Source organism: Hoeflea sp. (assembly GCF_984452065.1).
In genome coordinates this window covers 1-20,220 of the sequence record NZ_CFHWAF010000015.1, presented here as the reverse complement: position 1 = coordinate 20,220, position 20,220 = coordinate 1, and the positions used below count along the sequence as shown (strand labels likewise).

The window sequence follows — 20,220 nt, the reverse complement described above, 5'->3', positions numbered from 1 at the left end:
GCGTCCGTGTTTCCCGGACAGCATCATGCGGCTGGAAGGGCGTCATGCTCGAATCGTATGATGACAATCAGAAATGAAAATCCGGTTAATTTCCACCATAGGTTTATGGTCGATTCAGACAAGAATTCGTATATGAAATATCCGCTCTCATAAATTGTCACAGAAATTACATAATCTTTTGGTTGTATCCTGCTTGCGTTGATTGCAGGATGTCTGTGTCAACCCAGGATGGTTGGAGATCAACACAGGAGCCGATTGAATGAAAACGTTTCTGAAATCCCTTTTGATTGCCGCAGCAGTCTCACTTTCGGGGGCTGCGACCGCCGCTGCCGGCGATGTCAATTTGACGATCACCAATGCGTCCGGGAAGAGGATCTATCTGGAGGCCGCCAGTTGCAACGGATGCAGCACCTCTTCCACCCAGTCGATAGCGCCAAATGGCTCGGGAACATCGTCGGCAGCGTCGAACTATGGCGTCTCCTACATGACTTACATCACCGACTATTCGGCGCGTTTCGAGTCACCCTTCGGCAGCTTCCTTGTTGAGAAGGGCTGCAGGGCGAGGATCACGGTTGCAGTGAACAGTAACGGCGACATCACGAGCGTCATTGCGCATGGCTGGGTTCCCTATGCCAGCAATGCGACTTGCACCCAACTCTCTACGCCCCGGATTGATAACCAAGGAAATGTCAACTGGAGCGTTCGTTATTACGCGGCAGATTCATAAGCAAACAGCACAAACTGAGGGCGCTCTGCAGCGCCCTCTCTTTTGCTGTTATTTCAATTCATCGGTAACACCACATCTCCTGCCGACAGCCCTGACACCACCTCAACGCCCGCCGGAAAGGTCGCGCCGAGCAGCACCGGGACCGTCATTACCTCGCCATTTCGTCGAATGCGAATGCTTGCGCCGGTTGCACTGTTGATGACGGCAAGCGGCGGCACAATCAGCGCGGCGGGATTGGCATAGGTCTCGATCGTCATACGGGCCGACATGCCGATCCGGACGGCCTGCCGCAATGTGTCATCCTCGACAACAAAGGAAGCCCGCACCTCGAACGAGGGTACGCTGGAACCGGTTTGCCCGGTCGCAGCCTCCGCACTGACACCGACGATCCTGCCGGTGATCGCCGTTCCGGGGAACGCTTCGCTGACGATTGTCACGGGCTGTCCGACCTTGACCCGATTGATGTCGATCTCATCGACCGCTCCGGTCACCGTGAAACTTGTCGTGTCGGCAACGGAGAACAGAGCGGTTCCGCGGGTCACGCTGGCCCCCGGGTCCGTCGAAGGCTGGTCACCGCCGTTTCCATTTAATGGAGGACGGGTCAGGATACCGGCAAGTGCCGTTGTCACCTCTGCGCCCGCCATCTGCAGCTTGAGATCGTTCATCCGGCTTTCGGCGTTCTCCAGTTCGAGCGCTGCAAGCCTGCGATTGTCGGCATTGCCGCGCGCCAAGGTCGTCGCCAGGTCATCCTTGGCACCGGCGACCGTATTGCGCTGGGCATTGCGCTGCTGAACCATGCCCTCATATTCGTTGCGCGACACGATCCCTTGATCCAGCAGTGCTTTCAGTTCCGCCACCTCACGTTCGAGCGAGGCGAGCCGAACCTCGGCGGCTTCGAGCGAACGCCTGGCCCGCAATACGTCGGGGCTGGTGTCCCACTTGTCTATCGCATCGCTCGCCATCGCGGCTTTCAGATAGGCCGACAACGCATCCCGGTAGCGGCTCGTGATATCGCCGGTGTCCATGACCACCAGGACATCGCCAACATTGACATGATCACCCAACCGCACCTGTCTGTCGCGAATGACGCCATCGAACGGTGCGACGATGGCAACCGTTCTGCCGGCCGCGATCGTGCCGGTTATGTCGAGTTGTTGCGATACGGCCCGCGGCGCCACGACAATCGCCTGGTTCGCGGGAGCAGCTTTCATCGGGTCCCGCACCGGCGCGGTGTTTGCGGTTTGCCATAGCCACGCACCGGCACCGAGACAGGCGATCGCCGCTCCGGCCGAGAGCGCCGCCCACAGCTTCGCCCGGTGCGGTTGCACGGACGGTTCACGCAACGACAGGAGCTCGCTTGCGCAGGGTTCCGTCAGATCCTCAGATTGCCGGTTTTCTGTAACACTGGTCATGCTCAGTCCTTCAACGCGATGCGCCACGTGGCAAGCGTCGTTCCAAGTTGCAGATCGAGTCGCGTCAGCGCATTGAGGTAGCCGATCCGGACCGCGAGAAGATCATTTTCAGCCGTGCGCAGATTGTCTTCCAGGGACCTGACCTGGAATGTCGTCGAGCGGCCGGCGTTCAGTTTCAGTTTCTCGATCTCGATGGCGCGGGCGGCTAGGTCGCTCGATCGTTTCGCGATAGCGAGTTGTTGCCACAAAAGGGCCACATCCGCCGCGCTCCCCCGGATTTGTGTTTCCACACCGGCGCGAATTTCCGCCAACCGGATCTCGGAGCCGCGATACGTGGTGTCCGCCTGCACGAGTTGCTGTTGCCGTTCAAGATCGTTGATGGGAATGGTGAAGCGGATTCCTCCTATGATATCCGCGACGCCCCGCGCCGACGATCCGCTGGTGAACTCACTGCCGAATCTGCCCCGCGCGAACAGATCGATGTCCCAGAGCTGTTCGTTCTTCGCCACCACGATCCCGAGGCGGTTCTGTTCGACGACATGAAGCTGGCCCTGATAGTCCGGTCGCAGTGCAAGTGCCAGACCGATCAACTGGTTCACCTCCATCGCGATCTTTTCCAGCTTCAGCGATTCCACTGCAACGACCTTCGTGCCGGGATCAAGCCCAAGCAGGTTGACAAGCGACAGTTGCGCCGCCTCGATTTGCTGTTTCGCCTGCAGCACATTGAGGCGCTGGACTTCAAGGTCCGCTTCGGTCTGCACCGCATCCATCTTCGCCATGCGGCCGGAGGCGATCAGAGCGCGATTGATGTTCAGCAGATCCTGTGCCCGGGCAACGGCGTTTTCCGTCAGTTCCAATTCCTGCTGGGCCAGAAACAGGTCGCGATGGGCGAAGATGATATTGCCGATGCTCTCGGAGACAATCGCGTTCAGGCGCAGGCGGTTGATCTTCTCACCCAATCGTGCCTGCTTCACGGGAACCAGGTTCACATCGATGCCGGCGCCGCGCAGCAAGGGTTGTGCGACCGCGATGTCCGCTGTTGATGTCAAGGTACGGCCATCGTCGCCGGAAGAACCAGACGTGTTCCAGGCAAAATCGAACTTGGCTCCTGTCCTGGTGAGCATCGAGACACCGGGAGAAACGTCAACCGTCGTGCTGACGACATTGCCTATACGTTGGCGCGAAGCCTGACCTGACACGGAAAACCGCGGATTGAACCGGTCTTCGGCGACACGCAAATCGAACTTTTGCGCAATCCGGTCGATATAGGCACTCTTGATGCCGCGGTTGTTGCGCAATCCCAGGAACACGGCATCCGCCAGCGTCAATTGCGTGCCGGTCAGCGTCGTACGGTTTGTACGGGGCTGCTGTATCACCGCTCCCGCGACGTAATCCGGACGCGGGGTCGGGATCGGGATTTTCAGTTCCGCTGAGACCGTAGCGGCCGTCATCGTCAGGCCGGCCAGGGCGAACAGGAGTGTGTGAACCAGCTTGATCATTCGCTTCTCAATGCCGCAACAGGATCAAGGCGCGCGGCGCGCGTCGCCGGATAGATGCCGAAGAACAGGCCGACGATCAATGCCATGCCGGCCCCGAGGGGCAAGGCGGCCGGAGCCGGCTCGAATTGCCATCCGGAGCCGCCGACGAAAATCCAGCCGGCAAGATAACCCAATGCCGTGCCGATGGCGCTGCCTATCGTCGCCAGGATAAGGGTCTCGCAAAGAAACATCAGCCGAATGTCGCTGCGTTTGGCGCCGACCGCCAACCGCAAACCAATCTCCTGACGCCGCTCTATAACACTCATCAGCATCACATTCATGATGCCGACACCGCCGACCACCAGCGAAACGGCGCCGATGCCGAGGATCAGCGTCGCGTAGATTCTCATCTGCTCCTGAATACTGGCGATCATCTCCCGTGCCGTCGTCACCTGCATGAAACCGCTCGCCATGCGTTTCGCGAAGTAATCCCGGACATTCGCGGCGGCCTCCACATCGTCCCGGCCGTCTGACAGGCGGCCGGCGATGCTGGTGATGGCCGGGTTCGTTGTGATGCGTCGCGCGGCGGCAAATGGCACAATGACCGAGCGATTGAATTCCATGTTCAGGATGAAGTTCGCCGGTGTCTGTTCGAGAATGCCGATTACGGTGAGTACCTGGCCTCGAAAGGTGATCCGGTCTCCTATGGTGACGGCCATTCCGTTGTCCGCCCGGATATCCGCGGCAATCCGCGAGCCGATAACCGCGAACGGGGCGAAGCCGTCCAGATCGGAGGTTGCGCGACCCTTTTCGACACGGGCCTTGCCGAGAGCATAAATCCCGTCGGTTGCCGCTATGAGTGTGGCCTGCACCTCGCTGCGGCCGGCCCGGATTTTCCCGCCCGCCTTTACCATCGCAGAGGCAGCGGAAATGCCGATATCGTGCTTTGGCAGGTCGAGCACGTCGGCAACGGACACGTGCGCGGACGTCCGACCATCAGCGGATTGCGGCCGCATCGTCACAAGGTCGGTGCCAAGGGTTTCGAACTGGCTCAATGCCGCTTGCCGTGCGTTGTGGCCGACATGAAGCATGGTGATGACCGCCGCCGTCCCGATGACGATGCCGACAATGGCGAGCAGGCTCTTGCCGCCAACGGCGTTGAGGTTTCCTATCGCCTCGTTGACGATCGCCCGGCTTATGATGGCTCCGTGCACGGTCATGCAACCTCGATGCCGCGAAGCCGGTTCGGGCTGTCATCGAAAACCTGGCCGTCGCGCATGACGATCCGGCGCGGACAGCGCGCCGCGATCGTGGGGTCATGTGTCACCATAATGACCGTCAGGCCAAGTTCCGCACTTAAAGTGAGAAACAGGGATATGATCTCGGCAGCCGTCTGGCTGTCGAGATTGCCGGTGGGTTCGTCAGCCAGAAGGAGTGACGGGCCTGCGACCAGTGCCCTGGCGATTGCGACACGCTGACGCTGCCCCCCGGACAACTCGTCCGGCTTGTGCCACATCCGCTCACCAAGGCCGACCTGCCGGAGAGCCTGTGCCGCTTTCGCACGCCTTTTTGTCCTGCCGATGCCGCGATAGATCAAAGGCAGGGCGACATTGTCGATGGCGCTGTGGCGCGGAAGAAGGTGAAAGGACTGAAACACAAAACCGATCATGCGATTGCGCAAGTCCGCTGCGGCGTCCGCTGAAAGCGAGTTGGTGTTTGTCCCATCAATATCGATGACCCCGGATGTCGGGCGGTCCAGCAAGCCGATGAGGTTCATCAACGTCGTTTTTCCGGAGCCGGAAGCGCCCGTCAAAGCGCAGAAGTCTCCACGTTTCACCGATAGCGAGACGTCTTTGAGAACCAAAGCCGTATTCCGGCCTTCGTAAATCTTGCTCACACCCTCGATTGCGAGCATGTTGACCTCTCAAGGAAAATTCATCTTTAACGAGTAGCTTGGCTGAGCCTTCAATTAAAGGGCAGATTTCTCGCGTATGCAAGCAGGAGTTCGCAGCAATATGGGAGCGATTGCGTGTTTTGAGAACTGCCGGAGCGTTTTCCGATGGGCGCGGCAGATGGTTTGGATCATTTGAGCACTCGGTTCGTCTCCGTCAGCGCAGAGCTTGACCATTTCTGTGAAAAAAACTGTTGATTTTTCATTTGGCTTGAACGAAGTTCAATCATGCGTGCGGGCGCGCTGCCCGGTGCGCTCCACGTGATTTGGGAAAGCCAATGACATCGGGTGACGCCATTCGGGCGCAACGGGACGAATCCGGCAATCTGTCGGCGGATATCGGGCGTGACCTCAGGGCCGTGCGTCAGTCGAAAGGCATGACGCTGACCGAGATGTCCGAGCGGCTTGGCCGTTCGGTCGGATTTCTGAGCCAGGTCGAGCGCGGTATTTCGGTGTTGTCGACGGAGGAACTGCGGCAGGTCGCGAAGCTCTTCGACGTACCCGTCAGCTGGTTTCTTGTGCTCTGCGACGTGCCGGAGGAGGAGCGCGGCCGCATCACCCGGGCAGGCCTCAGGCGCATGAGTGGCGACGTTGGCGGCGGACTTTCCGAAGAGCTGCTGTCGCCGGACCTTTCAGGGTCCTATGAAGTGATCCGCAGCGTGTTCGCGCCCGGCGCGAAGGCACCCAAACCGGATCTGCGCATGACGGAGGAGACCGCTTACATGGTGTCCGGCCAACTGGACGTGCGCATCGGGGAGCGGAGCTTCACCGTCCATGCGGGCGACTGCTTTCGCTTCAAGGAAGAAGAATTCTACTGGCAGAACAACTCCAGCGAACCGGCCGTGGCCATCTGGGTTGTCTCGCCGCCAATCTATTGAACCCAACCAGGGAGGTTACCATGGCCGAGCTCGCTTCCCATGCTCGTGTCGTTATCATCGGCGGTGGCGCCGTCGGTACAAGCTGCCTTTATCATCTGGCGATCGCCGGCGTGACGGACGTCATGCTGATCGAAAAGAACGAACTGACGTCCGGTTCGACATGGCATGCCGCCGGCAACACGCCGAATTTTTCCGGCAATCTCAACCTGATGAAGCTGCAGAACTACGGCAGCCGCCTTTACAACCGTCTCGGCGACGAGGTCGATTATCCGATCAACCGCCATATGACCGGGGCGGTGCGTCTTGCCCACAGCAAGGAGCGTGCCCAGGAGTTCGAACATGTGGCGGCGATGGCCAACGCCGCCGGCATGGCGATGGAGACCATGTCCCCGCAGGAAATGAAAGAGCGTCTGGTTCCGTGGATGGAGACGCACGATCTCGTCGGCGGGCTCTGGGACCCCGAGGACGGCGATATCGACCCGGCGCAGCTCACGCAGGCCTTTGCCAAGGGCGCGCGCGACAGAGGCGCAAAAATCGTGCGTTTCACCAAGGTGACGGGTTTGAGCCAGCGGCCGGACGGCACATGGGACGTCGAAACCGACAAGGGATCGATCAACGCCGAGATCGTCATCAACGCCGCCGGTTACTACGCCGACGAGATCGGCCGCATGGTCGGCCGCAACATCCCGATGGTGACCATGTCGCACCAGTATCTGGTGACCGAGGCCGTCGGCGAACTGGAGGCCATGGACACGAAGATACCCATGCTGCGCGATCCGGACGACAGCTACTATCTGCGCCAGGAGGGCAAGGGCTTCATTCTCGGTCCCTATGAGTGGCAGGCGACGCCGCACTGGCTGAAGGAGGGAGCGCCCGAGGACTTCGCGTTCCAGCTCTACCCGGACGATCTCGAGCGGCTGGAATGGTATATCAACGCCGCCTGCGAGCGGGTTCCGATGCTGACGGAGGGTGGTGTCCAGAAGGTGATCAACGGGCCCATTCCCTATGCGCCTGACGGGTTGCCGCTGATCGGTCCGGCGCCGGGTCTGACGAATTTCTACGAGGCCTGCGTCTTTACCTTCGGCATCTGCCAGGCGGGCGGGGCCGGAAAGGTCATTGCCGAGCACATCACCGAAGGCGAGACGGAGCTCGATCTGTGGATGGTCGATCCGCGCCGCTTCACCGACTACGCCACCAGGACCTACGCGACCGTGAAGGCAATCGAGGTCTATCAGAACGAATATGCGATGCATCTGCCGCACCGGCCCTGGCCGGCCGGGCGTCCCGCCAAGACCTCGCCGCTCTACGACACGCTGGTCGAAAGCGGCGCGCAGTTCGGCAGTTTCGGGGGCTGGGAGCGGCCCCTGTGGTTTGCCCGCGAGGGCGACCGTCCGGAACCGGACCTGACCTACGGCAAGCCGCATTTTGACGATGCGGTCGCAGAGGAGGTCAAAACCGTGGTCGAGCGGGCCGGCATACTCGATCTGACCGGCTTTACCCGCTTCGAGCTTTCAGGCGAGGGCGCCTCGGACTGGCTTGACGGCATGATCAGCGGCGCGCTGCCGCGCCTCGGACGTGTGTCGCTTGCCTATCTATGCGCGCCGAGCGGCCGGGTGGTCACCGAACTGACGGTGACCCGGCTTGACGACAATCGCTTCTGGCTGATCGGTCCGGCGGCCGGATACTGGCACGACCGCGACTGGCTGCGGCAGCACATGCCGGATGATGGCAGCGTGAAGCTCGAGGATATCACCGCCAGATACGGCACCATCGTGCTGGCCGGTCCGAAGTCCCGGGACATCCTGGCGGAGATCGCCGACGAGGACGTGTCGAATGACGGGCTCAAATGGCTTTGCACCACGCCGATCACCATCGGCATGGCACGCGGCATGGTGTTGCGGGTGAACTTCGTCGGTGAGCTTGGCTACGAGCTGCATATGCCGCTGGAGACAATGCCGGCTGTCCACGCGCAATTGCAGGCCGCCGGCGAGCCGCACGGCGTCGGCCAGTTCGGCATGTATGCGATGGATTCCATGCGTCTGGAAAAAGGCTATCGGGCCTGGAAGCAGGATCTGTCGTCGGAATATACGCCGCTGACATCAGGCGTCGACCGGTTCGTCCGCCTCAACAAAGCCAGCTTCATCGGCCGCGAGGCGCTGCTCAAGCAGAGCCAGGAGGGCGTTGCGGAGCGCTTTGTCGTCATGGAACTGGAGGCTGTGGACCGCACGGAAGCCGCCTATGGCAGCCCGGTCTTCGTCGGCGATCAGAAGGTGGGGCTCATTACGTCGGGCGGCTTCGGCCACCGGACAGGCAAGTCGATCGCCTTCGGTTACGTCGCATCGGAACATACCGGTGAGGGCACCGAACTTCTGATCGACGTCTTCGGCGAGATGCGCAAGGCGACGGTTGTCCCCGAGGTCATATACGATCCGGACAATGAGCGGCTAAGGGCATAGCCGGAACCAGAAAATGAGAAGCCGCGATCCTCGGACCGCGGCTTTTTTGTGGGCGGTATTGCCCGTTTTCTAGCCTTTGCCCTTCCAGGGGATCAGCAGCCTTTCGAGATGGCGCATGATGATCTCGATGACGTAGCCGATGATGCCGATGATGATGATGCCGATCACCACCGTGTCGGTCTGAAGGAAGTTCTTGGCGATCATGATCATCGATCCGACGCCCTTGTCGGCGGCGACCAGTTCGGCGGCCACGACCGTTCCCCAGCACACGCCCATCGAGGTGCGCAGGCCGGTGAAGATCTCCGGCAGGGCGTTCGGCAGGATCACATGGCGCAGGATCTGCAGTTTCGACGCGCCAAGGGAATAGGCCGCATGCACCTTCGAGATGCGCACGCTGGAGACGCCGGCGCGGGCCGCGATCGTCATGATGAAGAGCGACGCCAGGAAGAGAAGGAAGATCTTGGCGGTTTCATCGATGCCGAACCACAGGATGATCAGCGGGATCAGGGCCAGCGGCGGGATCGGACGCATGAATTCGACAATCGGGTCGAACAGTCCGCGCGCGGTTGACGACAGGCCCATGGCAAAGCCCAGCGGAATGCCGACGAGCGCGCCGTAGAGAACGCCGGACAGGACGCGGTAAACGCTGATGCCGACATGTTCCCAAAGGGACACATTGCGGAAGCCTTCGGTCACGAGGATCACGATGCGGTTCATCGTGCCGCCGATTGTCGGCCAGTAGAACTCCCTGACCAGACCCAGACGTGAGGAAAGTATCCACAGCATGATGAGGCCACAGACGATGAGGATGCTGTAGAAGCGTCCCGAATTCACCGCGCTGGCGTCACCGAACTTGACCGTCTTCTGGCGTGTGAACGTGTTGTCCGCCAGGCCAAGCCAGATAGCCGCCTCCGATGGTTCTTTTTTTTCTGCCATTTTCATTCTCCAGTCCGCTCTATGCGGTCTGTCCCATGATTTCCTCTTCCATTTCCCAGATCATGGAGAGGATTTCCTCGCGCTTCTCGACAAAGTCGGCGCCGGCTTTGATGTCGCGCGGACTTTGAGTGATGCCGAGATCGGCGAAGGGAAGTTCGTAGATTTTTTCGATGCGGCCCGGCCTTGGCGCCATCACGATCAGCTTTTCGCCGAGGAAAAGCGCTTCCTCGACCGAGTGGGTGATCAGGATGATCGTCTTGCCGGTTTCCTTCCACAGTTTGAGGACGAGGCCCTGCATCTTCTCGCGTGTCAGGGCATCAAGGGCACCGAGCGGTTCGTCCATCAGGATGACATCGGGATCGTTGGCCAGGCACCGCGCCAGGGCCACACGCTGCTGCATGCCGCCGGAGAGCTGGTAAACGGGCTTTTCTCCGAAATCCTGCAAGCCGACGGTCTGCAGCAGGTGCTCGACCTTCTCGCCTGTCTCGGCTTTGGGTTTTCCCGCCATATTCGGGCCGAACGCCACGTTCTGCGCGACCGTGAGCCATTCGAAGAGGGCCCCTTGCTGGAACACCATGCCGCGCTCGGAGCCGGGGCCGGTCACCGTGTGGTGGTTCAGGCGGATCTCGCCTGCGGTCGGCGCCAGGAACCCGGCGACGATGTTGAGCAAAGTTGTCTTGCCGCAGCCCGAAGGTCCGAGGACGGAGACGATTTCCCCTTCCTTGATGTCCAGACTGACGTTGTTGAGCGCATGGATCTCTCCGCCACCGGGAAGCGTGAAGACCATGGAAATGTTATCGATGACAATGCCGGTCAATTTCTCTCTCCATGTTTGATGTGGATGAGACGAAACGGGCGGCCCGAAGGCCGCCCGCTCGATTTGCGGCATTAGTTCAGATAGTTCGGATCGATGAACTGGTCATAGCTGTCGAGAGCCGCATCCATGCCTCCGGCTTCGACCATGACGTCCGCCACGCCTTTGGTCATCGCTTGGACGCCGCCGCCGAGCCAGTTTGCGCCTTTCTGGTCCGCAGCGCTCGGGAAGCCGAAATTGGCCATGTAGTCCTTCGTCGCGCCTTCGTCCATGCCCGCAGCCCTGGCGATGATCGGATAGGCGGCATCCGGGTCTGCCTTATAGGCCGCGTTGGCTGCCTCGGTGACGGCCATGAACTTCTCGACGAGGTCGGGATGTTCCTCGGCGAAGTCCTCGGTCACTGACACGATATCGAAGGTGTTGATGCCGATGGCTTCCTGCTCCGCGCCGGTCATCAGCGGCTCGCCGACTTCCCGCATGCGCGTCAGGGCGCCACCGAAGCCGCAAGCCATCGCGACATCACCGCGCGCCAGTGCGACGGCGCCGTCCGGCGGATTCATCTGCACGAGGTTCACCTTGTTGACGTCGACGCCGAGGTGATCCAGCGTGCGAAGCAATTTGTAGTGCGTGACGTTACCGATGGGCGTCGCGACCTTCTTGCCTTCCAGTTCCTTGGCGTTGTCCTTGTTGATGCCTGCATCGTTGTGAACGATGCAAAGGTCGTTTTCGGCGTAGGTCACCGCAACGCCAACGAGCTTCAACGGCGCACCGGTGCTGACACCGACGACGAACGGAACGAAGCCCTGGCTGTAGGCGATCTGCACATCGCCGGACACCATCGCCTGCGTCATTTCATTGCCGTTGCCGAATGCGCGCCAGTTGACCTTGACGCCGAGTTCCTTGTCGTAGGTTTCCTCCATCTGGGCAACCTGGTTGGCGGTCGGCCATTCCAGAAAATATGCGACTGTGATCTCGTCGAGAGCCAGTGCGCTCGAAATGCCACCGAGTGCGGACAGAAGCACGCCACTGGCAAGAGCTGTCAGTTTCGATTTGACGGACATGGATTATTCCCCTTGTTTGGATTTGTTACTGCAGGTGCCGGATTTTCCGGCGTTGTTGTTCAACGGGAGAATTGGGCACAAATCATGTCGCGATTGTTGTTGGCCGTTCGGTTGGCATAGCCACCACCTGCGGCGCAGCGCCACGTTACTCCCGAGCTCCCGTTTCCATTAGGCAATGATTGCAGTGACCAAAGGTAGTGCCAGCCACGAGTCCTGCTTGGTGCCAGTGGTCCTAAACGGCGAGTTCTGCCGCGAATCTCAACCATATCATGAAAATCGACGCCGCGATTTCATGTATCTGGCTCCATTCCGTGCGAACGCAACTCGTGAAATCTGGTTCTATCCGGCACGTAAAATCGCGTGATAGCGTCCCACAAACTGTGTCGGGTGGAGGTTCATCGGCGATGTCGAAGTTGTTGGAGGAGGTGGAGGTGCCGGGCGTGGAAAGGTCAAGACGCCGCTCCGGCGGACGCGAGGCGAGGCGTGCCATGCGGGCGGCGCCGATAGACAAGGCCATACGGCCGGTCAAACCGGGAATGTCGTCCGATACATACAGGCCGTTGTCCCGGAACGACATGGAGCGGATACACGAGGCGGCGCTGACGATCCTCGAGGATGTCGGGATGGGCCAGCCCATCGAAAGCTGCATCGATGCCTGCATGGCGGCCGGCGCCGTTTTCGGCGACGACGGCCGGCTGCGTTTCCCGCGCAATCTGGTGATGGACACGGTCCGCAAGGCGGGGCGGAACCTGACGCTGCACGGGCAGGATCCGTCCCATGACATGACCTTGTCGGGACACCGGGTTCATTTCGGAACCGCCGGCGCGGCGGTCCATATTGTCGATGTCGAAAAACGTGAGTACCGCGAATCGGTGCTGAGCGATCTCTATGACGCAGCCCGCATCGTCGAAACGCTCGACAATGTGCATTTCTTCCAGCGTCCGCTTGTGGCGCGGGATATCGAAGAGCCGGTCGATCTCGACATCAACACGCTTTATGCCAGCGTGCTGGGGACAAGCAAACATGTGGGCACCAGTTTCACGCTCGCCGAAAGCGTGCCGAAATGTCTGGACCTCCTGCATATGGTGGCCGGCGGCGAGGAGGCGTTCCGCGCCAGACCGTTCGTGTCCAACACCAATTGTTTCGTGGTTCCGCCGTTGCGGTTTGCCGAGGATGCCTGCGCGGTGCTGGAAGAGTGTGTGCGCGGCGGCATGCCGGTTCTGTTGCTGTCGGCGGGGCAGGCGGGTGCGACGGCGCCCGCGGCGATTGCCGGCGCGGTTGTTCAGGCCGTGGCCGAAGTGCTTGCGGGTCTTGTCTATGTCAACGCCATCAGCGAGGGGCATCCGGCGATATTCGGAACGTGGCCCTTCGTCTCGGATCTGAGGACGGGGGCGATGTCGGGCGGTTCCGGCGAACAGGCGCTGCTTTCGGCGGCCTGTGCGCAGATGTCCCATTTCTACGACCTGCCGGGCGGGGCAGCGGCGGGGATTGCCGATTCCAAAGTGCCGGATGTCCAGTCCGGATATGAGAAGGGCATCACCAATGTGCTCGCCGGTCTTTCGGGACTGAACATGGTCTATGAATCCGCCGGCATGCATGCATCGCTGCTCGGATTTTCATTCGAGAGCCTGATCATCGACAATGACATGCTTGGCCAGTGTTTGCGTTGTGTGCGCGGTATTGAGGTGACGGACGAGACACTCTCCCTGCCGACGATCACGGATGTCTGCACAAACGGACCGGGCCATTATCTCGGTCACGAACAGACGCTGGCGCTGATGGAAACGGAGTATATCTACCCGGTGATCGGCGACCGGACGAGCCCGAAGGAGTGGGTGGAAAAGGGCAGGCCGGACATCGTCGAGACGGCGATCGCGGAGAAAAACAGGATCCTCTCATCCACCGTACCGGACCACGTTCCGGCCGGGACCGATGCGGCCATCCGCGCGCGGTTCGACATCAGGTTGGAGGCGTTCGAGCGCTGAGGGTTGCAGCCCTTTCAAAGCGCCGCGCAAAATCGTCCGCCCATTCGCTTGCGGCATTGATCGGCACGAATCTCGACGTGCCGATCAGTTCCTTAAGCCGCCTGCGGCCTGACCGCTAGGCGCCGGGCTGCGGGCGCATGTCTTCCGGATTGATGCCGGCGACTTCGACCGGTTTCTTCATGGCGTCGCGGCGGAACGGCTCGCCCAGTTCCTGGTTGAGGATCACCTCGATGAAGGTGGTGACGCCCTTCTTCTGTGCCTCGCACGATTCCTGCAGCGCGTTCGCCAGGTCTTCCTGATTGTTCACCGTGATGCCCTTCAGTCCGCATCCCTCGGCGACCTTGGCATAGCTCAGCTGCGGGTCGAGTTCGGTGCCGACGAAGTTGTTGTCGAACCAGAGCGTCGTGTTGCGCTTTTCCGCGCCCCACTGGTAGTTGCGGAAAACGACCATGGTGATCGCCGGCCACTCCTCGCGGCCGCAGGAGGTCATTTCATTCATGGAAATGCCGAAGGCGCCGTCGCCGGCAAAGCCGACGACCGGTGTGTCGGGGCAGCCGATCTTCGCGCCGAGGATTGCCGGGAAACCGTAACCGCAGGGGCCGAACAGGCCGGGCGCCAGATATTTCCGGCCTTCCTCGAAGGTCGGATAGGCGTTGCCGATCGCGCAGTTGTTGCCGATGTCGGACGAGATGATGGCCTCTTTCGGCAGGCCGGACTGGATCGCGCGCCAGGCCATGCGCGGGGACATGCGCTCGGGCTCGCGGCCGCGGGCGTCCTCGTTCCAGCTTGTTCCCGGATCGTCGTCCTCGTGATCCATGCTGCTGAGTGTCTGAAGCCATGCGGATTTGGTCTGGTGGATCAGCGCCTTGCGCTCGGCGCGGCCATTGTCGCCGGCAGAGGGTGACAGCTTCTCAAGCAGCTGCGCCGCGACCTGCCTGGCGTCGCCGCAAATGCCGACGGTGACTTTCTTGGTCAGGCCGATGCGGTCGGAGTTGATGTCCACCTGGATGATGCTGGCCTCCCTGGGCCAGTAGTCGATGCCGTAGCCCGGCAGGGTCGAGAACGGGTTGAGGCGGGTGCCGAGCGCGAGCACGACATCGGCCTTGGAGATGAGTTCCATCGCCGCCTTGGAGCCGTTGTAACCCAGCGGGCCGCAGGCGAGCGGGTGGCTGCCCGGGAAGCTGTCATTGTGCTGATAGCCGCTCGCGACGGGCGCATCAAGGCGTTCGGCGAGGGCCTGGCATTCAGGGATCGCGCCGCCGATCACCACACCTGCGCCCGACAGGATGACCGGGAAACTCGCGTTGGACAGCAGTTCGGCGGCGCGGTCGATGGCATCCGCCCCGCCGGCCGGGCGCTCCAGGCGCACGATCTGCGGCAGCTCGATGTCGATCACCTGAGTCCAGTAGTCGCGCGGGATGTTGATCTGCGCCGGAGCCGATCCCCTTATGGCTTTTTCAATGACGCGGTTGAGGACCTCTGCCACGCGCGAGGGGTCGCGTACTTCTTCCTGGTAGCAGACCATGTCGCGGAAAAGCGCCATCTGCTCGACTTCCTGAAACCCGCCTTGTCCGATGGTCTTGTTGGCCGCCTGCGGCGTGACCAGCAGCATGGGCGTGTGGTTCCAGTAGGCGGTCTTGATCGGGGTGACGAAATTGGTGATGCCCGGGCCGTTCTGGGCGATCGCCATCGCAACCTTGCCGGTGGCTCTGGTGTAGCCGTCGCAGATAATGCCGGCATTGGTTTCGTGTGCACAATCCCAGAAGGTGATACCGGCCTTGGGGAACAGATCCGAAATCGGCATCATGGCCGAGCCGATAATCCCGAATGCGTGTTCGATCCCGTGCATCTGCAGAACCTTCACGAAGGCCTCTTCAGTCGTCATCTTCATTGCAGAAAATCCTCTTTCGCTTGGCTGGTGGGTGCGGGCGTGCCGGGTCACGCACCTGGAGCACGTCCGTTTTACGACGGACTTGCTCCAGGATGCCTGCTTGATAGGGGCAGACTGGCACCATGTCGTAGAACCAGATCGGTCCAATAGTCTGAACCAGCGCGCGTTAATCCGTTTCCATCCGGCGGACAATTCCGGCCAGGCGTTCAATGCCCGGCTCGATGCGCTCTTCGGCAATCGACGAAAACCCCAGTCTGAAATAGTTGCGGTGCTTTTCCGGTTCGGAGAAATAGATGTCGCCCGGCTCGATGATGACGCCTTCTTCGAGCGCGCGCGCGGCAAGCACCGTTGAGTCCAGCCATTCCGGGCCTTTGACCCAGTAGGACGTGCCGCCGAAACCGGGGGTTTCGGCCCATCCGGGAAAGTGCTTTTCGAGCGCATCGCCCATGGCGATCCAGCGGCTGCGATAGCTGCGATGCAGGCGTCCGATCAGCGTATCGTGATGGCCGAGTGCGAGGAACAGCGCGACAACGCCCTGATTGTTGCCCGGCGGGTGGCGCAGCATGAGGCGGCGCAACGCCCGCGCCTCCCTGATAAGCGCCGCCGGAGCGACCATGAAGCCCATGCGCAAACCCGGCATCAGCGATTTCGACAGGCTGCCCACATAAAGGACGCGTTGCCCGTGATCGAGCGATTTGAGCGCCGGTGTCGGCTCGCCTTCGTAATTCGTCTCGAACTCGTAATCGTCTTCGATGATCAGGCCGTTGTTGGTCGCGGCCCAATCGAGCAGGGCCTTCCGGCGTTCGAGGCTCATCGTGGCATTGGTCGGATATTGATGGCTCGGCGTCACGAACACCAGTTCCGACCCCATCAGTTCCTTGTCGATGGTAATACCCTCGCGGTCGACCGGAACATGGCGGATGTGCTCGGTGCGGAGCTGGAAGATATTCCTTATGTCCGGGTAGCCGGGATCCTCGATAGCGACGGTGGTGTTGCGCTTAACCAGAAGGCTGGAAAGGATGTAGAGCGCGTTCTGCGCCCCGAGGGTGACAAGGATCTCATCCGGATTTGCCAGAATGCCGCGGCGGGTCAGGATGCGCTGGCGTATCTGCTCGATGAGGATACGGTCATCCTCGGCAAAATGATCATTGGTCCAGGCGTCGAGCCACTTCCTGCCCATCGATTGGCGCATGCAGTCGCGCCAGGCCGCGATCGGAAACAGCGCGGCGTCCGCCTGACCGTAGATAAAAGGGTAGGGGTAGTCGTGCCAGTTCACCGGCTTTTCGATATTGACCTGGCCGCTCGGCTGAACCCTGAAACGCCCGTCCCAGTCGGGTTCCGGTTCGTCGGCGAGCGCGGGTTTGGGCTGCGGAATGCCGGCGACCGTGCCGTCATGGATGTTCGGCGACACATAAAAGCCCGAACGCTCCCGGGCGACCAGATAACCGTCCGACGCCAGTGCCTGATAGGCCAGCATGACGGTGTTGCGCGATACTTTCAGCCGTTTTGCCATTGCCCGCGTCGAGGGGATCGGCGCTCCGATCGGCAATTGTCCGGACAGCATGGCCGACACCAGCATCTCGCGGATCTGCGTCTGCAGCGTGGTCATTTCCATCCGTTCGATATGAAAAAGCGAATTGCGCATGATATTCGGGTTGCCCTGCCTCTCCGGTCACGGTTCGCCGATCGAACCACACTGGTTCTAATATGAGGCCAAAATGGCAGGCCAGATCAAGACCTGGACCGCAGATTTTTTCCGACTGGTTATGGACCGCGATGTGGTCGAGGTGCGATTGGTGCCAGAACAGGTTCACCACAGCTCCTGCAAATGTTTGGAATTCTCGCGTAACCGGTTATTTCTTTTCGTTAAAATCGCCTCTCTGAACAGTGTCTCGAAATTCAATCCGAGATCTTTGGATTGCGGTCTGGAAGGTTGGAAAGAGCCAGATGCGCAGGAACTGGGACCATCAATATGTCAGATTTGCGTTCAGGAGACTGAATCCACATGATCAGCGAAGCACCGGTTGAACTCCCCGCCGCCTTGATGCGCCGCGCAAAAGGCGGTGATGCCGCAAAGGCGGTCATTGCCGGGGCGCACCGGGATATGGTCATGGAGAGCGTGCGCGATGCCGTTGCGGCGGGGCTTATTGTTCCCGTTCTTGTGGGGGAGACGACGACCGTTGAGACAATAGCCGGCGCGATCGGCTTCGGTCTCGACGGCGTCGAGGTGATCGAGGCCTCCGGCGATGAAGCCGTTGCCCGGCAGGCGGCCTTGCGGGCCTCTGAGGCCGATATCGGTGTCGTGGTCAAAGGGCACGTGCACACCGACGCGTATATGGCGGCGCTCCTGAAGGCTGAGGTCGGGATCCGCCAGCCGGGCCGCCGCATGACCCATTGTTTTCATATTACGGTTCCCGGCGGGGACAGACCGCTGATCATCACCGACGCGGCTGTGAACATCGCGCCGGATGCCACCACCAAAAAGGCGGTGGTCGTCAATGCGGCCGGCCTTGCCCGGGCTGTCGGGATCGAACGCCCGAAGGTCGCGCTGCTTTCCGCAACGGAAACGCCGCTGCCGCAGATGCCGTCAAGCATGGAGGCGGCGGAACTCTCCGACTGGGCGGCGCAGAATGTGGAGAATGCGGATGTCTTCGGACCGCTGGCATTCGACAATGCGGTTTCGCCGGCGACGGCAAAGCTCAAGGGCATCGACAATCCCGTTGCAGGGCATGCCGACATTCTTGTCGTGTCGAATATCGAAACGGGCAATGCGCTGTTCAAGATGATGGTTTACTTCAACTCCGCCTGCGCGGCCGGTGTGGTTCTGGGCGGGCGCATTCCCATCGTCCTGACAAGTCGCGCCGACCCGGCGGAGGCGCGTCTCGCCTCCATCGCGCTGGCCAAGCTGTGCTCCGATATTGCGTAGCCTGCGGCCGCTCCTGCGGCGATTTCCCGAAAAAACCCCGGCATTCCATTTGATGCCGACGGGGCCAAAAAATTTCTCCCGACCGTCTGGACGTTTTGCCCTTTTCGTGAAAATATCGCCCAAAATTTCACGAAGGCGGTTTGGCCGTTTTTCGCCGGGAGACAATCATGGCAGACTTTCCCAAACACACGCAGGTCCTCATCATCGGTGGCGGGGTCGTCGGATGCTCCGTTGCCTATCACCTGGCCCATCTGGGGTGGAGCGACGTCACCCTTGTCGAGCGCAAGCAACTGACATGCGGCACCACCTGGCATGCCGCCGGCCTGATCGCGCAATTGCGCGCCACCATCAATATGACGCGCTTGGCCAAGTACAGCCAGGAGCTCTACGGCAAGCTCGAGGAAGAGACCGGTATCGCGACGGGCTTCAAGCGGAACGGCTCGCTCGCGGTCGCGGTAACCGGGCACCGTATGGAAGAATTCCTGCGCAACGCCTCCATGGCCAAGACCCATGGCGTGGAGGTCAATGTGCTCAGCCCTTCGGAGTGCGGGGAGATGTACCCCTATCTCAATACCGAAGACGTGGTTGGCGGCCTGCATATACCGCTGGACGGTCAGGGCGATCCGGCCAATATCGCGATGGCGCTTTCGCGCGGTGCGCGGCAAAAGGGCGCCAGGGTGTTTGAGAACACCAAGGTGGAAGCGATCCACGTCAAGGACGGCCGTGCGACGGGCGCGTTGACGGACAAGGGCGAGATCAGCGCCGATATCGTGGTCAACTGCGCCGGCATGTGGGCGCATGAAGTGGGCCGCATGGCCGGCGTGACCGTGCCGTTGCATGCCTGTGAGCACTTCTACATCCTGACCGAGGCGGTTCCCGACCTGCCGGGCAATCTGCCGGTGCTGCGCGTTCCCGACGAATGCGCCTATTACAAGGAGGATGCGGGCAAGATCCTGCTCGGCGCCTTCGAACCGGTGTCGAAGCCCTGGGGCATGGACGGCATTCCGGACGATTTCTGCTTCGATGAACTGCCGGAGGATTTCGACCATTTCCAGCCGGTTCTGGAGAAGGCGGTCGAGCGGCTGCCGCTGCTGGAAACCGCGGGAATACACACCTTCTTCAACGGCCCTGAGAGTTTCACGCCGGATGACCGCTATCTGCTCGGTCCAGCGCCGGAGGTTGAAAACGTCTTTGTCGCCGCCGGCTTCAATTCCGTCGGCATCCAGTCCGCCGGCGGCGCCGGAAAGGCGCTCGCCGAGTGGATCGTGGGCGGAGCGCCGCCCTTCGATCTGTGGGACGTGGACATCAGGCGCATGTCGGCCTACCAGGGCAACCGGACCTATCTGAAGAACCGCGTGAGCGAAACGCTCGGCCTGCTTTACGCCGATCATTTTCCGTACCGGCAATACGAGACCGCCCGCGACGTGCGTCATACGCCGTTTCACGACAGGATGGCCGAGCGTGGCGCGTGTTTCGGCGAAACCGCCGGCTGGGAGCGGCCGCACTGGTTTGTGCCGGCAGACGATCTCAAAAAGGGTGTCAAACCGGAATATGAGTATAGCTGGGGCCGGCAGAACTGGTTCGAATACGCGGCGGGAGAACACCGCGCCGTGCGCGAGAAGGCCGCAGCGTTCGATCTTTCGGCGTTCGGCAAGTTCCTCGTCGAGGGCCCGGATGCCATGGATGTCCTGCAGCGCATCTGCGG

The 20,220-nt window shown here is 61.0% G+C and carries 16 protein-coding genes; 7 read left to right on the top strand and 9 right to left on the bottom strand.

The features are described from left to right. Nucleotides 1–259 precede the first annotated feature (259 nt). Complete coding sequence (locus AC5E6N_RS04915; protein ID WP_491746770.1) at nucleotides 260–727, top strand: hypothetical protein; 468 nt, start codon at nucleotides 260–262, stop codon at nucleotides 725–727. A 53-nt stretch (nucleotides 728–780) separates the two neighbouring features. Here the strand turns inward: AC5E6N_RS04915 and AC5E6N_RS04910 are convergent, their stop codons facing one another. From AC5E6N_RS04910 to AC5E6N_RS04895, 4 genes are read right to left on the bottom strand one after another with little or no spacing between them, the layout of a single operon-like run. Beyond that, nucleotides 781–2,139, bottom strand: a complete 1,359-nt coding sequence (locus AC5E6N_RS04910; RefSeq protein WP_491746769.1) for an efflux RND transporter periplasmic adaptor subunit — start codon at nucleotides 2,137–2,139, stop codon at nucleotides 781–783. 2 nt (nucleotides 2,140–2,141) lie between these two features. Continuing rightward, nucleotides 2,142–3,638 carry a TolC family protein gene (locus AC5E6N_RS04905; protein WP_491746768.1) on the bottom strand — a complete coding sequence of 499 codons (1,497 nt, stop codon included), beginning with the start codon at nucleotides 3,636–3,638 and terminating at the stop codon, nucleotides 2,142–2,144. Beyond that, the gene (locus AC5E6N_RS04900) at nucleotides 3,635–4,837 is read right to left on the bottom strand and encodes an ABC transporter permease (RefSeq protein ID WP_491746767.1); all 1,203 of its coding nucleotides are present in this window, start codon (nucleotides 4,835–4,837) and stop codon (nucleotides 3,635–3,637) included. Before AC5E6N_RS04900 ends, AC5E6N_RS04905 begins: the two co-directional genes overlap by 4 nt. Next, nucleotides 4,834–5,532 (bottom strand): ABC transporter ATP-binding protein, encoded by a 699-nt coding sequence (locus AC5E6N_RS04895; RefSeq protein ID WP_491746766.1) that lies wholly within the window; start codon nucleotides 5,530–5,532, stop codon nucleotides 4,834–4,836. Before AC5E6N_RS04895 ends, AC5E6N_RS04900 begins: the two co-directional genes overlap by 4 nt. Before the next feature lie 314 nt (nucleotides 5,533–5,846). On the opposite strand from AC5E6N_RS04895, the gene AC5E6N_RS04890 reads away from it, so the two are divergent. After that, the gene (locus tag AC5E6N_RS04890) at nucleotides 5,847–6,446 is read left to right on the top strand and encodes a helix-turn-helix domain-containing protein (protein ID WP_491746765.1); all 600 of its coding nucleotides are present in this window, start codon (nucleotides 5,847–5,849) and stop codon (nucleotides 6,444–6,446) included. A 20-nt stretch (nucleotides 6,447–6,466) separates the two neighbouring features. Then, complete coding sequence (locus AC5E6N_RS04885; RefSeq protein ID WP_491746764.1) at nucleotides 6,467–8,902, top strand: GcvT family protein; 2,436 nt, start codon at nucleotides 6,467–6,469, stop codon at nucleotides 8,900–8,902. A 69-nt stretch (nucleotides 8,903–8,971) separates the two neighbouring features. On the opposite strand, the gene AC5E6N_RS04880 is transcribed toward AC5E6N_RS04885, so the two are convergent. The 3 genes from AC5E6N_RS04880 to AC5E6N_RS04870 all read right to left on the bottom strand — a co-directional run bounded on the left by AC5E6N_RS04880 (nucleotide 8,972) and on the right by AC5E6N_RS04870 (nucleotide 11,713). Continuing rightward, entirely contained in the window at nucleotides 8,972–9,838 is an 867-nt protein-coding gene (locus AC5E6N_RS04880; RefSeq protein ID WP_491746763.1) for an ABC transporter permease, read from the bottom strand. Nucleotides 9,839–9,857: 19 nt separating this feature from the next. After that, nucleotides 9,858–10,625, bottom strand: coding sequence for a taurine ABC transporter ATP-binding protein (locus AC5E6N_RS04875; protein ID WP_491746792.1), 768 nt, complete (start codon nucleotides 10,623–10,625; stop codon nucleotides 9,858–9,860). 101 nt (nucleotides 10,626–10,726) lie between these two features. After that, the gene (locus AC5E6N_RS04870; protein WP_491746762.1) at nucleotides 10,727–11,713 is read right to left on the bottom strand and encodes a taurine ABC transporter substrate-binding protein; all 987 of its coding nucleotides are present in this window, start codon (nucleotides 11,711–11,713) and stop codon (nucleotides 10,727–10,729) included. A gap of 404 nt (nucleotides 11,714–12,117) precedes the next feature. Here AC5E6N_RS04870 and AC5E6N_RS04865 point away from each other — a divergent pair, with 404 nt between their 5' ends. Beyond that, a complete protein-coding gene (locus AC5E6N_RS04865) occupies nucleotides 12,118–13,698 on the top strand; it encodes a trimethylamine methyltransferase family protein (protein ID WP_491746761.1) in 1,581 nt (526 codons plus the stop codon). 115 nt (nucleotides 13,699–13,813) lie between these two features. Here AC5E6N_RS04865 and xsc read toward each other — a convergent pair whose 3' ends face one another. Both xsc and pdxR read right to left on the bottom strand, forming a co-directional pair. Beyond that, complete coding sequence (gene xsc, locus AC5E6N_RS04860) at nucleotides 13,814–15,589, bottom strand: sulfoacetaldehyde acetyltransferase (protein ID WP_491746760.1); 1,776 nt, start codon at nucleotides 15,587–15,589, stop codon at nucleotides 13,814–13,816. A gap of 166 nt (nucleotides 15,590–15,755) precedes the next feature. Further along, nucleotides 15,756–17,234, bottom strand: coding sequence for a MocR-like pyridoxine biosynthesis transcription factor PdxR (gene pdxR, locus AC5E6N_RS04855; RefSeq protein ID WP_491746759.1), 1,479 nt, complete (start codon nucleotides 17,232–17,234; stop codon nucleotides 15,756–15,758). 73 nt (nucleotides 17,235–17,307) lie between these two features. Here pdxR and AC5E6N_RS04850 point away from each other — a divergent pair, with 73 nt between their 5' ends. The 3 genes from AC5E6N_RS04850 to AC5E6N_RS04840 all read left to right on the top strand — a co-directional run. Then, entirely contained in the window at nucleotides 17,308–17,598 is a 291-nt protein-coding gene (locus AC5E6N_RS04850) for a hypothetical protein (RefSeq protein ID WP_491746758.1), read from the top strand. Next, entirely contained in the window at nucleotides 17,595–18,515 is a 921-nt protein-coding gene (locus AC5E6N_RS04845) for a bifunctional enoyl-CoA hydratase/phosphate acetyltransferase (RefSeq protein ID WP_491746757.1), read from the top strand. Before AC5E6N_RS04850 ends, AC5E6N_RS04845 begins: the two co-directional genes overlap by 4 nt. Nucleotides 18,516–18,682: 167 nt before the next feature. Further along, nucleotides 18,683–20,220: FAD-dependent oxidoreductase (locus AC5E6N_RS04840; protein WP_491746756.1), on the top strand; the 1,538-nt coding region annotated here is incomplete at its 3' end.